This window comes from Nostoc parmelioides FACHB-3921, assembly GCF_014696625.1.
In the GTDB taxonomy this organism is placed as follows: domain Bacteria; phylum Cyanobacteriota; class Cyanobacteriia; order Cyanobacteriales; family Nostocaceae; genus Trichormus; species Trichormus parmelioides.
The window spans coordinates 17,661-30,702 of sequence record NZ_JACJQL010000024.1 but is presented as its reverse complement, the minus strand read 5'-3'; the positions used below and the strand labels follow the sequence as shown (position 1 = coordinate 30,702).

Here is a 13,042-nt window from a genome sequence, read left to right as displayed (position 1 = left end):
GGCTCCTCGTTATCCAACTTTTACGAACCAGTACGCGTTCGCAAAAGGTGTCCATCCCAATCAAAAATCCACATTCTTCAGCTTTAGGGGCGCACTACCGAAACTACCCCCAAGCTACAAAACCAAAATCTTCATGAATCTTGGTTTTTCGGATAGGTCAATGATGAGGTTGGAGGGGAGCAGAACATGAGGAATAATTTGTCCACATATTCCAATATTGAGACAGGGGAAGCAGCAACCGAACTAGAATGTTTTCCCTACAGCGTTCAGCATCATGATGAAGGTGTATGTTTATTAGTGCGGATGGGGCCGCATCGCATTCTGTTGGATTGTGGTTTAGCAGATATTTCATCCATCCAAAAGAGTTTAACTCCATCAGCAAAGCGGGGTACTCCACCTTTACCAGCAGATTTAGTTTTAGTTACCCATGCCCACCCAGACCATGCTAGAGGTTTGCTAGCACTGCATCAAGCTTTTCCTAATTTACCTATCTATGGTAGTGAAGTAACAAGCAAGTTGCTGCCTTTGAATTGGTTAGACCGCAACCCCCAGGAAATTCCCCAACTGTGTCACGCCTTACCGTTGCGATCGCCTGTAGAGCTACAAGATGGATTAGTTGCCGAAATCTTCCCCGCCGGACACTTACCAGGCGCAGTGGCAATTCTCCTCACATACACCACAGAACAGCGTTCTTACAAATTACTCTATACAGGGGATTTCTTTCTATCTAACTCTCGCTTAGTTGAAGGTTTGCGGTTAGAAGAACTGCGCGGTATAGATTTAAATGTGTTGATTATCGAAGGGACTTACGGCACATCCAGACACCCCCACCGCCGCAACCAAGAAAACCAACTAGCCGAGAGAATTAATCGCGCCATTAGCGATCGCTGTTCTGTTATCCTCCCCACCCCCGCCTTAGGCTTAGGACAAGAACTGTTGATGTTGCTGCGTTCTCATCACCACTTCACCGGTAGGGACTTAGATATTTGGGTTGATGGTGCCGTTGCTATTGGGTGTGATGCTTACTTGGAACTCCTACCCCACCTACCAGCATCAGTCCAAAACTTCGCCCGTCATCAACCCTTATTTTGGGATGAACGGGTGCGTCCCCGCGTGCGGCGTTTGCAAGCCGAAAACCGCAGCAGTGTGGGAAAATCACCTTGCATTGTCCTGACAGATGCCACATCTGATTTAGAACAGTACTGTCAGCCAGAAACCGGGCCTTGGCTTATCTTATTGCCAGAAAAAATTGATATAAAAGTTAATAAAAAATATTCAGCCCCCACCACAGTAGAAAGTTATCTGCTGGCTCAACACAGCGACGGGCCGGGAACTACCCAATTAATTCATAACTTACGTCCCCAGCACGTCGTTTTTGTCCACGGTTCTCCTTCGTACCTAGCAGATTTAACCTGTCTAGAAGAATTGCAAAACCGTTATCACATCCATTCACCGGCGGCTGAGACAATGGTAGAACTGCTTATCGGCGAAACCTTTTTACAACCAGCCCCCCCAGAAACAAATTATGAAGGTGAACTGACGGAGTTAGGAACAGTCATCACCATTAGCATCCCCGAAGCCATTACCGCCGATCCCCGTTGGCGACAGTTTGCGGACACTGGTTTAATCGAAGCCCGTTGGCAAGGGGAAGAACTAGTATTACGGGGATTAACCCAAAGAGAACTACTCAATCAAAATAGCGATCGCAACATTTCCCCCGACATTGATTGCTGCGGCACTTGTCGCCATCAAAGAGGACAGCGCTGCTGGAACCCCTCCTCTCCCCTATACAACTTTAGAGTGACGTTAGAAGGACACTGTCCAGCTTTTGAGCGGTTAGCGAATGGTGAATAGGGGGGTATAGGGGTATAGGGGTTAGGAGAAAAACCGTATTTATAGCCGTAGCCAGATAGATTAGGACATCAAGCCAAGATCAAACCCTGACAACACAAGACTTTCAAGTCTGTCAACCGTCAACTGTCAACTGTCAACAGCTATATGAGGTATCTTGATCTAATTATTAGTTGTTTTCCCTACACCCCTACACCCCTCCCCATGAAATAACGAATCCTGAGTAGGACGTATTACTCAGGATTCAGGACGTGGTCTAGTAAGGAGTAGGGAGAGGTATCGGATGTAGGTTGAAAAAGAGAAATCCTTTAGTAAACCTCCCCCTTGCTCCCTGCCCCCTGCCCCCTTGCCTCTTACTCAGGATTAGAATCGGGATAATGGTTACGGATACGCTCGGAATCTGGGCAATCTTCAGTTGTGAGGGGTTCTATATTACCGCGTGGAACTGAAGCTAATTTTTGAGTGACAGCGCCGATGCTTTCGAGACGAACCATCTCTTCCCAGGAGCAAACTTCGTCTTCTTCGTCTGTTTCATAGCGTAGGGTCACTAAGTCTCCCTCTATATCGAGGATGCGGGCGCGTTCGATCCAGCGTTGCTGGTCCCGCAAGAATACACATACCTCCCGCCCGTCGCAACACAGTTGATAAATCTTGCGGTGTAGCATGTACTGCTTCTGCCTTTTTAAACAACGTAGTTAAACCTTGAAATCTGGGTTTTATCCCAATTAAATAACACCCTTAGGAGTTGAGAAACCTGGTTTAGAATCAGTGTGTCTTTTGACCATACCCAGATACTTACTGATAATTTTCGGTTCTGGGAGAATATTGAGTCATAAACTTGTGGTTACTGCACCAAAATTCTATCTCTTTCAGGGTGATTCAGCTAATGTTTGTTTCATAGAAATCAAACATTTCTGGTGTTTTTCTCACCAAGTGAATGGGTTCCGGTAAGTTCTTTCTACCATTATGTAATAATAAATACTCCAAAACAAGCGATGATTCCGGTTGTTTAATTTGCCTACTTGTAATCATTAGCATTGCTGAGAAGCCTGGGGATTCGGCTTGACGTTTACCCCTACGTATTTGATCTTAACTCATTCTCTGGCTGACCTTCATAGTTTTCAACAACAAAGCCTCAATAGTTATGAGTTGAAGATTTTTATTTTATTGGGAGAAGTTAGGTTTAAAACCTCGCCCCTTGTGGGCGATAGCTCCCCTGCTCTCTTGCTCCCTTGGTTGAAGCCGAACTACGTTCCGCTTCGCTAACACCCCTTGTGGGTGGTTTTTCTCCCCTGCTCCCTGCTCCCTTGCTCCCCTGCTTTTTTACCTGGTAGCCTATCCTGCCTGTAAGAATTTGGTAGTTTTAGGGAGATTTGAAGCGTGATAGAGATTCTATAAGGCGTTGTGAAGATGCTTCTCGTTTAATGGTTCCCGCACTAACGGCATCATACAAAGATGCTAGAGACGGCACATCTTCGGGCTGATAGCACCTAGTAGCCAGCACTTGATTGAGTAGACCCTCAGATTCAACACTGAGATAACCAGTTTGAAAAGCAGATTCAACAAGTGCGCGAATCATCTTGTTTAGAGTGAAGTAGGCGGTTGGTCACCTCCAGTGTGGAATACTTTGGACTCTATCTAATTGATATAAAACAGCTATTATTAGTGATCTTCGTCAGTGTTGTCTGTGATCTGTATCACATCAATAAAAAGCTAAGGTATATATAGGAATTACGTTTTGATTCCAAAAGAGTTTACCTGAAAGAGTTACAGAAACATACTGTTAATTGCATATTAAAATTTATTACGTAAATTGACTTAAATAGAAAACAAAAAAACTAACATTAATATTTAATTACATCTCCCTGCTGCCTTATTTCACAAAAAATTGGCGAAAATCCTCATCTTGGTTGCTCAATTGCACCCAATGTAAATTTAAAGACCGCAATTTTTCTGCTAGGCGATCGCAAGCCGGGCGTTCAGTTGCATAATGTCCAGCGTCGATGAGAATTAAACCGCGATCGCGGCTTTCTTGAAACTGATGGAACTTGCAGTCAGAAGTCAGATAAGCTTCCGCGCCGGTTTTGGCTACCGCCGAGATAAAACTTGCGCCCGAACCACCCAACACAGCCACCCGTGAAATTATCTGCTGTAAATCCGCAGTGGGGGAAAAAATTAAATCAGGGGGAGCCAGGCGGTTTTGAATTACAGTTAATAACTCTTGTAAATTTAAAAATGGATCTAGCAAACCGACCCGCCCATAACCAAGTCCGCCTTGTGTCGGGACTATGGGAGTAACATCCTTAAGTCCTAAAATCTGCGCCAACACATCAGCCGTACCATCTTCTACTTGGTCAAAATTGGTGTGGGCGCTGTAGATACCGATATTTTTGGTAAAGGCTAACCTGGCTATATCCGCGATCGCTTCACCACGACGGAGAGACTTGGGAGGGCTGAAAATCAGGGGATGATGGGCAAAAATCAAATTGGCTTGGAGTGCGATCGCTTCCTCCATTACCGCCAAAGTTGGTGTTAAGCAAACCAAAACTCTAGCCTCTTCATGCAGTATTCCAGGTTCAATTTGCCAGCCGCAATTATCCCAATTTTCACACCAAGCCGGATTCGCCCAAGATTCAAACCAAGTAATTAAATCCGCAATTTTCATCAGTGTCTCTGTGGTTGAATATTTAATTTTAATGCTAATTGCTCACGCATCTCCTCAAAAGGCTGATTCCACACAGGAGAAGCATTCCAACTCCATGCTGGGACTGGAATCAATTTGTCTTGGGCCAGATGAGTAAATAATCGATATTCATCTTCTGGCTCGCGGGAGAAAGTAAAAGGATTACGAAAACCTGTTGCACATAACTTATAAGATTGGGAACGACCTTGATGAATACGTTGCCGCAATTCTTCACTTTTATCTAACAAGTAATCCAGAAAAATCAAACTAAAAGGCTCTATAGTTACACGATTTTTTGGATCTTTTTGTACCCATCTTGCCCAATCAAAACCATACGTGAAATCATGGACATAGCGAAATCTAATTTCATTTTTGCCGCCAAATAGTTCTGTTAAAGATACCATCTTTTGTCCAAAAACTTCTAGAAAATCAACAGCACCATCGTTTTCTAACAAAGCTAGTCTTAACATACTACTAACCATAAAATCAAAATCCCAGAAAATATTTCCTGGGAAATTTTTTAACTGAGCAGAAACTATAATTTCTAACGTGTTAATTAGGGCATTAATTATTTGAGAGTTTGTAGTTTCTTGCGTTATTTTATGCCCCAATTCCACAAAGCTAGTTATCATTCTTTTTTGTGGATTCAAGGTTAATAAATCAACTGAAGCTTGGGCTAGTATTTCATCGAGTAATTGAAAATTATTAATCGGTGCTATGTGCTGCATCGTTATCAAACTAGCCCAAATAGCTAGAAATAAATATTATTTTACATCTGTAATTACATGATGTGAAAAGATATTAAATAAAATTAACTCTTATATTGAACAAATTGGTAATTTGTGGGTTCAAACCCCCACTGATTACAATTGCGAATTGGTTTGACAGATCCCTAAGTCTTAAGAGCAGTTGGGGATCTGATCAATTCCGGTTATTGCGAAATATGCACAACTAATTCTCTGACATGACTGCGCTGACGATGTTCCCAAACATATATTCCCTGCCAAATTCCTAACACCAAATGACCACGATTTATAGGAATATTTTCAGAAGTGTGAGTCAAAGCCGTGCGGATATGTGCCGGCATATCATCAGCACCTTCAGCATCATGAATATATTTTCCTGATTCTGGCACAAGTTTAGCCATATAATTAGCTAAATCCACAAGTACATCTGGGTCGGCATTTTCTTGAATCACTAAACTGGCAGACGTGTGGCGTAAAAATAAAGTACAAAGTCCAGTTTCCACACCAGATTCTGCAACTATAGATTCAATTTTGGCAGTAATATTGTGGAATGATTTCCCGTTCGTAGAAACTCTCAGGAGTTTTTGGTAGTGAGTCATAGTTACAGATAGTTTTATGAGACTAGAAATAATTAATAATAGCTTGGGCGATCGCCACATTTCCATCCTTAGCAATTGGTTGAGTTTGCTTTGGTGGTTGCACTGGTTGATGGAGAAAATCCCAGTTACCTTGGAAGAATTCTTCTGGAGTCAAAATTTGATGGGAATTGTAATTGGCTATACCCTCCAATAACAAAGCAGCTTCCGCAAAATCATCACGGGGAATAGTTACCAGGGGTGCATCTAGTAGAGTAGCTTCCGAAAACGTGCTAAAACCAGGCTTAGAAACAACACGCCCACAAATACGCATAAAATCCACCGGGCGATATTTGCGGTCTTGAATTTGAATTAAATTAGGTAAGTTAGGGGCAGATTGATCGAAAACGATAAATTGCCAATCGGGAAAATGCTTCAGGTTTTCGTAGGGAATTTGTTGTAAACCCAGACCGCCAAAGGTAAGTAAAATAGTTTTATCTTTAGGTGCAGTAATACCCCAAAGAGAACGGATTTCCTCAACAGAGTAACGAGGAGAACCACCAGTTAAACCTACATCTGTAACTTTGGGGAAAGCTTGTAAAGGTTCGTGGAAGGGTAGACGAAACAGTTGATTGCATTGAGAATAACACTCACTAATCCAATCAGCAATCACCGCAAATTCCCCTCCCCAACTACGGTAGATAAAATCCCAGCCGAAATTACTCATCATCCAGCAAGGAATACCTGCGGCTTTAGCAAACAAAGGTGCGAGAAAAGGAATATCAGCTAATATCAAATCCACACGATTTTGGCGGATGAAATTTACTTCCGAAGCAATCAGAGAATTTTGCTGCTTTTTAATTTCCAACAACTTCGCTAAAGTCGCATCCTTATCCATATTGAGGCTATCCGACTGCACCACACCCAAATCAAAAGCACGCTGACGATGGATAAAATCACCTTCTATATAGCACTCTAGTAACCACCGAGGCGCAGTAGTCACCATAATTAAGAGAACGTCTGGACACAACTTTTGAATTGCCGCCGCAACTGAGGCTGTGCGAGTAGCATGACCAAAGCCGTGGTTTGTAATGGCTACGTATAAGATGGGGCGTTTCATAAAATTATAGTTGGTAGCATTGCCTATAGAAAAAATGGTTTGCTTCGGGCTTACCAGGGGTTGACCTGACCAATGCTCAAGGCTTAAATAGAATTGAACTTATACAGTACAACTAAAAATTCAACAATTACTCATAAAGTTTGGCATAAGTAAGAAACAAAGCTAGGAAAAATATTATTACTTTGCTAGGAAGCTTGACTTATAAGGATCATATAAACCAATGTGGCGCAACTTCCTTGCGATGTCGCACCTGTGAACGCTTGTAAGCGGAAATCAAGAGAAAAAAACGACTCCTAAAAATTCAGAAGTCGGTTAAAGAAAAGTTAGTTGTTATTTAAAACAAGGAGGACAAAAGGCTTAACTACACCGCCTCAAATTTCCATTTGTGCGATCAGCTTGCTGGTTAGCCCATTGCAGAACATTAGACTTCTTGCAAAAGTCAAAAAACTCTCAATGTCATTATGAACAGAACACAGTGTAGAGAAGAATCTCACAATATATTTCACTGAGTTTAAATGAAACATTTGGGATTTATGCAAGAAGTCTATTGCTTCCATTGGCAGTTTTCTGCGGGGTAATTCATACAACATGACAGTTGTTTAAGGATCACTCATCTACGTCAGGGCTTGCAGAGTATTCCAACAGCTTACCAATTACGCCTTCGGTAGCTTCTGGAACTACTTCTTGAAGCCTTAATTCGGGCGGCAGTTGTTTATCATTTATGATAAGCTCTGTGACCTCTGAAGGAAAATTTAGTAAATCAAAGTATGCGTCTATATGTTGTTGTTTAACTTGTGCCAAGAATTGCCGCAGTCCGTTGATATCTTGATCTGATACAGACACATTTTCTTTTGCTAGTCCTGATTTAAGAGCCTCTGTTAACTGAACATTTAGCTCTACTTGATTAGAACTTGTTTCGGGAGTTTGCTCTATAGGGCGCAATGTACCTTTTAATGGAGGGGTTAGCCGCTCAAGATGAGTATAATATCTTCCGACTGACAACAACTTACCTATATTTACGAACTTTTCAATCAGAGGATTAGAGGGGATCTGAGGCTCGTAAAGACTAGGAATTTTACTTAGCAGTTCTGGTTTCCAGGCATGGGGAACAATATCGAGACTATTCCAAATGCGCGTTGTTGTGTTGCCAAGTTTGAGCCTATAGCGTTCTGCAAAATAATAATTGCCTGGTGTAGGGCCAGCAAATGTAACAACCTTTAATCTAGCTCGATTATTTGGATCCCATATTGATTTTTTTTCATGTAACGCCAGTGCCAGAACAGGAGACAAAGCACCACCTAGACTAGCACCCGTTAGTAAAATCTCTATGTTTTCGTCTGCTGCTTTTAACAAGTTTGTGAGAAAGTCAATGATAGTTGCCGACGAGCCTGGATGTTGTCTTAAGAGATTGTCCAGACCTATCTTAGTTCCCATAGAAATTTTGGGACGAAATTGAGGTTCGTCTTCAGTATATTCTTCCCAATCCGCTAGTACTGCAACATACAAATCTTCAATCAACCAGTTTTGAAGAGACATAGGATTCGTACCAGCAACACCAATAACGTACTTATTGCATTGCTGTGCCACATAAATTGCATTAGTTGCATATTTATTGAACGGTGGTTGAGCCAGATAAACAAATGGCCCCCATACCCGGTTCCACTTCCCAATAACTTCTGTAAGCTTCGAGTCTTCCCCCAGATAAAAATCTATGCGGCGACCAAGTAAGTCTTCCAACTCCTGAGCAGGATTTGGAAAGATTCTAGAGTCGTTTGGTGACGAATCTGACGAATCTGACGAATTTACAGGTAGACCTGCAATGCCATTAATTATCCATCCAAGCGCCCACGCTGTCTGTTTCTCAACAAGAGTTAGATTTGCTGCTGTTGTGGTTACCATAGTTTAACTGTTTAAATTAGTAGATTTTGAACATGAGTCCGGCTTTTCCACTTTCTGTCAACGCATAGACAACTCAGCACAATATTTCACCACAAGACGTTAGTCTGGGGTACTTACTATTACAGCAGCTACAAGTAAGTGGCTGGCTTTATGTCAATACTGTTCAGTTACGGCAAAAAACATAAAGCTATGTAGGTTAGGTTTTGTTGGGTTGCGCTCCGCTTGACCCAACTTACAATTCTTCTTTGCTGGACTGTATTAGGCTGGATGTGTCTAGTTTGGAAAATGTTTTAGTGTTGCTTACTAGGCTCATATCAACATACTCTTAGATTGATCATAAACAGGCAAGGACAGTTAAGACAGATAAGCATTGAGTCAAGAAAAATATATCAAAAGGAGTAGGATGAAAACTGAGACCTCAATTAATTAGTACATTTTTACCTTTCGTTAACAGTAAATAAGTTCCTGCATCCTACACCCCACACCCTGCCCCTAACCAGAAATGCCATAAAAAGTCAGCTTTACAACGTGTCCCAATTAGAAAATAAAGACTTTATTAAATCTGTCTTAAATTTCTTAACTGTCTTAACTGTCATTGAGTTTTTTTAATATCCATGAAATATTAGAAAAACATACATTCAAAGAGTAAAATTTATGCAATTTCCAGAAGAACAGCTTCAAGAAATATTCAAGTTTGCAGATAAAAATGGGGACGGAAAAATAGATATTAACGAGATTACATTGGATAATTTCACAACAAGAGATTTACCAAGATTAACGAGAACTGATTTTCATAACATATTAAATCAGCACGATTCAGATAAAGACGGTAGTATTACTTATGATGAATTAAAGGCTGCTGTTGAAAAAGTAGAGGCTTCATAGCGGTTCTCATGCTAGTGAGGTACAAAAAAATAATTAACCGCAGATGAACGCAGATAAATTTGCACTTCAGCAGACTAGTAAAGGCTATAGACTAGTAGTAGAGTAAATATAGTCAGATAAACTAGAAACCTTGTCTTTATTGACGAGGTTTTTGTGTTGTCATAAACTAACACATTCAATTGTACTGACAGTCATTATATTAAAGCTGTCTAAACTTCATTAATCAGTTTTTACAGGTGCGACTGCATAATAGAGATGCACAGTCGCACTTGTCGTAAACCTTGAAAAATCTAAGTTTTCTCTTGAGATAGCAAGAAACCATTCCACTGTGTTTCTTACTGTCCAGCTTTTTGGCCAATCACTAATGACTAGAGTGAAAACCTAGCTACAGCTTCAACTAATTGGTCTATTTCTGATTCCAATGTTAAATAATGAACAGTTACCCGGATACAACTTGGGTCGGCAATTGTTCGGGTTAATATCTTTTGAGAATCGAGAAATTGCACTAGCTTGAGGGATGGGGTTTGGTTGAGTTGGAAAGAGACAATACCAGTTTCCGGGGGTGTATTGCGTAAACATTTGACATTGGGTATCGCCGCCAAACTGCGCCAGAGGTATTCGCTGTTATGACAAATTTGGGTGTAACGTTCCTGTGGTGTTCCCCATCGCTGATGCGTGGCGATCGCTTCCTTTAACCCCAGGTATAATGGATAAGCTAGGGTAGATACTTCATACCTGCGCCCGTCTGGTTTCCAGCTTACAGGTTGGGCTTGGTTATCTACAATAATTCCATACAAACCGATAAATGTAGGGTTGAGGCCGTCTCTGACCTCTGGTCGCACATACAAACCGCCCACACCCTCAGGGCCGCACAACCATTTATGACCAGTAAAAGCGTAAAAATCTACCCCCAACTCAGTTAAGTTGAGAGGTAACGCACCAACAGACTGGGCAGCATCAACTAATAGTAAAGAGTTATTATTTCTGCATACCTCAACAATTTTATCCAAAGGTAGTAACTGTCCAGTATTCCAGAAGACATGACTGAGGACTACCAAGCGAGTATTTTTGCGTAAATTCTGGGCGATAATTGCCGCCGGGTCGCCCTCATTTAACGTAGCTTTGAGGGGACAAGTAGTAACTTCCACCGCAAAGCGCCGACTAATTTCTTGAGTAGCAGCAATTACCCCTGGGTGTTCACAGTCCGATAGTAAAATATGGTCGCCGGCTTGCCAAGGGATGCCCCAAAGAGCGATATTACAGCCAACAGTGACATTATCTGTAAAAGTAATCGTATCAGAAGAGGCGTTTAATTCCGAGGCGATCGCTTCCCTCACAGCTTGAGTTTGCTTCGTTATCCAATTACCCGCCTCAGTCCCAAAAGGGCCGATTTGTTGGATATAAGTGAGAGATTGGGTAATAATATCCATTGCCCCTTGAGGCATCGGCCCCTGTCCACCATAGTTAAAATAGGTCTTATTAGCTAAAGCGGGGAACTCTTCCCGATGGCTGTGCAACCTAGTCTGTAAAGTAGAAATAGAAGTCATAGACAAATTAGAATTCAAAATAGTTATTTAGTCATTAGTCAACAGTCTATAGTCAATAGTCCCCAATCCCCAATCCCCAAATGAATGCTAATTAATGCTGAACACCTGCTGCAATACCAACGCTGTAAACGCCGTCCTATTTTAGATATTCACGCTGATAGAAGCCAAAGAGATGCGCCTAGTGAATTGTTGCTGAAATTACAACAAGATAAATATGCTCATCAAAAAAGTATCTTGGCTCAATTTGCATATCATCAACCAGAATATCCCAAAAGGAATTGGGAAGCAGGACAAGCAGCCACCATAGAATTGATGCAGCGTGGAGTTGAGTATATTTATCAGGGAGTATTGTTAGCCAATTACAACGAGTTAATAGATACAGATGACACAAAATATACCTGTTTGAGTCGTCCCGATTTGTTAATCAAGCAGCCAGGACAGTCCAGATTCGGTGATTGGGTATATGAACCAGTGGATATAGAACTGGGTAAGCGTCCCAAACAAGAATATCAAGTAGTTACAGCCTTTCATGCCCAAATTTTGGCAAGAGTACAGGAAGTTCAGCCCCAGAATGCTTGGTTGATGTTGCGGGGTAAAGAGACACCGTATTCAGTAGATTTATATAAATGGATACCCCAAATGCAGGGTATTTTACGAGAACTTATTCAAGACTTAGAGTCAGAGACTGCACCAGAAGTATTTATTGCCCGTCAAAAGTGTAATCTTTGTCTTTGGTACAGTCAATGTTATGCGATCGCTCAATCTGAGCAACACCTCTCTCTACTACCTGGCGTAACACCCATCCGTTACACCCAACTGCAAATCCTCGACATTACCAGTGTAGAATCCCTCGCCCATACCAGCCCAACTATATTAGAAAATCTCGTGGGTTTTGATTCCCAAGTTGCAGCAAAATTAGTAGTGCAAGCCCAATCAGTTCTACAAAGACGGCCGCTAATTCTGCCATTTCCACCACCCAAGGGAAATCTGATAGTCAACTCGCCTGTAGAAATATACTTTGATATTGAAGCGCAGCCAGATTTAAATTTAGATTATCTTTTAGGGGTTTTGGTAATTAACAAACAAAGCAACACCGAACAATTTTATTCCTTTGTCGCTGAAAAACCATCAGAAGAAGAATTGATTTGGCGACAGTTTCTAGACTTAGTGTGGCAATATCCCGAAGCCCCAATTTATCATTTTTGTGTGTACGAATTAGATACAGTTAAACGCCTAGCCAAGCTATACCGTACACCTTACACCTTAGTCAGCCCAGTATTATATAGATTTGTCGATATTTATGAACATTTAACCCAAAGCGTGGCTTTACCTATAGAAAGTTATGCCTTAAAAGCCATCGCGCGCTGGATGGGGTTTGAGTGGCGTGATAAAGAAGCGAGTGGTGCTAAGTGTATATACTGGTATGATCAATGGCTAGAAACAGGCGATCGCACCTTACTAGAAATCATTATTCGCTATAACGAGGACGACTGCCGCGCCACCCGTAAAGTTAAAGATTGGCTCGTCAACTTTCTACAAGATAAGTATAATTTACGACGTGTGGGTTAAAATTGAAAGTCCTGACTTTCATCGTATCTTAGTGATGAAAGGGAGTAGGGAGTAGGGATTGGGGAGTAGGGAAACTAAGCCGCCCACGTTCGCGTAGCGTCTCGCAGAGAGGGGCGGGGTTTCAACCTACCTTGCAATACAAGGATTTTATCGCCCACAAGGGGCGT

12 protein-coding genes are annotated in these 13,042 nt (G+C 41.7%); 3 read left to right on the top strand and 9 right to left on the bottom strand.

Annotated elements, in window-relative coordinates; translation table 11 throughout:
* The first annotated feature begins 186 nt into the window (after nucleotides 1-186).
* A complete protein-coding gene (locus H6G14_RS16655; protein ID WP_190568464.1) occupies nucleotides 187-1,854 on the top strand; it encodes an MBL fold metallo-hydrolase in 1,668 nt (555 codons plus the stop codon).
* A gap of 350 nt (nucleotides 1,855-2,204) precedes the next feature.
* Here the strand turns inward: H6G14_RS16655 and H6G14_RS16650 are convergent, their stop codons facing one another.
* The 8 genes from H6G14_RS16650 to H6G14_RS16615 form a co-directional block, all read right to left on the bottom strand.
* A complete protein-coding gene (locus H6G14_RS16650; RefSeq protein ID WP_190568463.1) occupies nucleotides 2,205-2,516 on the bottom strand; it encodes a DUF6679 family protein in 312 nt (103 codons plus the stop codon).
* 214 nt (nucleotides 2,517-2,730) lie between these two features.
* On the bottom strand, nucleotides 2,731-2,889 hold the full coding sequence (locus H6G14_RS16645; RefSeq protein WP_010997369.1) for a hypothetical protein: 159 nt from the start codon (nucleotides 2,887-2,889) through the stop codon (nucleotides 2,731-2,733).
* A gap of 325 nt (nucleotides 2,890-3,214) precedes the next feature.
* Nucleotides 3,215-3,430: a hypothetical protein gene (locus H6G14_RS16640; RefSeq protein WP_190568462.1), complete on the bottom strand. Its 216-nt coding sequence runs from the start codon at nucleotides 3,428-3,430 to the stop codon at nucleotides 3,215-3,217.
* Nucleotides 3,431-3,724: 294 nt separating this feature from the next.
* A complete protein-coding gene (locus tag H6G14_RS16635; RefSeq protein ID WP_190568461.1) occupies nucleotides 3,725-4,516 on the bottom strand; it encodes a Nif3-like dinuclear metal center hexameric protein in 792 nt (263 codons plus the stop codon).
* Nucleotides 4,516-5,262 carry a hypothetical protein gene (locus tag H6G14_RS16630; protein WP_190568460.1) on the bottom strand — a complete coding sequence of 249 codons (747 nt, stop codon included), beginning with the start codon at nucleotides 5,260-5,262 and terminating at the stop codon, nucleotides 4,516-4,518. Before H6G14_RS16630 ends, H6G14_RS16635 begins: the two co-directional genes overlap by 1 nt.
* Before the next feature lie 203 nt (nucleotides 5,263-5,465).
* Nucleotides 5,466-5,879 (bottom strand): secondary thiamine-phosphate synthase enzyme YjbQ, encoded by a 414-nt coding sequence (locus tag H6G14_RS16625; protein ID WP_190568459.1) that lies wholly within the window; start codon nucleotides 5,877-5,879, stop codon nucleotides 5,466-5,468.
* A 22-nt stretch (nucleotides 5,880-5,901) separates the two neighbouring features.
* Nucleotides 5,902-6,975, bottom strand: coding sequence for a glycosyl transferase (locus H6G14_RS16620; protein ID WP_190568458.1), 1,074 nt, complete (start codon nucleotides 6,973-6,975; stop codon nucleotides 5,902-5,904).
* Between the two features lie 606 nt (nucleotides 6,976-7,581).
* A complete protein-coding gene (locus tag H6G14_RS16615; RefSeq protein ID WP_190568457.1) occupies nucleotides 7,582-8,874 on the bottom strand; it encodes a lipase family protein in 1,293 nt (430 codons plus the stop codon).
* A 654-nt stretch (nucleotides 8,875-9,528) separates the two neighbouring features.
* Between H6G14_RS16615 and H6G14_RS16610 the strand changes: the two genes are divergently transcribed.
* Nucleotides 9,529-9,759: an EF-hand domain-containing protein gene (locus H6G14_RS16610; protein WP_190568456.1), complete on the top strand. Its 231-nt coding sequence runs from the start codon at nucleotides 9,529-9,531 to the stop codon at nucleotides 9,757-9,759.
* Nucleotides 9,760-10,127: 368 nt separating this feature from the next.
* Here H6G14_RS16610 and H6G14_RS16605 read toward each other — a convergent pair whose 3' ends face one another.
* Nucleotides 10,128-11,306, bottom strand: coding sequence for an aminotransferase class V-fold PLP-dependent enzyme (locus H6G14_RS16605; protein WP_190568455.1), 1,179 nt, complete (start codon nucleotides 11,304-11,306; stop codon nucleotides 10,128-10,130).
* Nucleotides 11,307-11,390: 84 nt separating this feature from the next.
* Between H6G14_RS16605 and H6G14_RS16600 the strand changes: the two genes are divergently transcribed.
* A complete protein-coding gene (locus H6G14_RS16600; RefSeq protein ID WP_190568454.1) occupies nucleotides 11,391-12,875 on the top strand; it encodes a TM0106 family RecB-like putative nuclease in 1,485 nt (494 codons plus the stop codon).
* The last annotated feature ends 167 nt before the right edge of the window (nucleotides 12,876-13,042 follow it).

Excerpts from the sequence above, each read along its gene's own strand:
- H6G14_RS16655 (WP_190568464.1), top strand. The coding sequence starts at position 187 with ATGAGGAATAATTTGTCCACATATTCCAATATTGAGACAGGGGAAGCA.
- H6G14_RS16650 (WP_190568463.1), bottom strand. The coding sequence starts at position 2,516 with ATGCTACACCGCAAGATTTATCAACTGTGTTGCGACGGGCGGGAGGTA.
- H6G14_RS16645 (WP_010997369.1), bottom strand. The coding sequence starts at position 2,889 with ATGCTAATGATTACAAGTAGGCAAATTAAACAACCGGAATCATCGCTT.
- H6G14_RS16640 (WP_190568462.1), bottom strand. The coding sequence starts at position 3,430 with ATGATTCGCGCACTTGTTGAATCTGCTTTTCAAACTGGTTATCTCAGT.
- H6G14_RS16635 (WP_190568461.1), bottom strand. The coding sequence starts at position 4,516 with ATGAAAATTGCGGATTTAATTACTTGGTTTGAATCTTGGGCGAATCCG.
- H6G14_RS16630 (WP_190568460.1), bottom strand. The coding sequence starts at position 5,262 with ATGCAGCACATAGCACCGATTAATAATTTTCAATTACTCGATGAAATA.
- H6G14_RS16625 (WP_190568459.1), bottom strand. The coding sequence starts at position 5,879 with ATGACTCACTACCAAAAACTCCTGAGAGTTTCTACGAACGGGAAATCA.
- H6G14_RS16620 (WP_190568458.1), bottom strand. The coding sequence starts at position 6,975 with ATGAAACGCCCCATCTTATACGTAGCCATTACAAACCACGGCTTTGGT.
- H6G14_RS16615 (WP_190568457.1), bottom strand. The coding sequence starts at position 8,874 with ATGGTAACCACAACAGCAGCAAATCTAACTCTTGTTGAGAAACAGACA.
- H6G14_RS16610 (WP_190568456.1), top strand. The coding sequence starts at position 9,529 with ATGCAATTTCCAGAAGAACAGCTTCAAGAAATATTCAAGTTTGCAGAT.
- H6G14_RS16605 (WP_190568455.1), bottom strand. The coding sequence starts at position 11,306 with ATGACTTCTATTTCTACTTTACAGACTAGGTTGCACAGCCATCGGGAA.
- H6G14_RS16600 (WP_190568454.1), top strand. The coding sequence starts at position 11,391 with ATGCTAATTAATGCTGAACACCTGCTGCAATACCAACGCTGTAAACGC.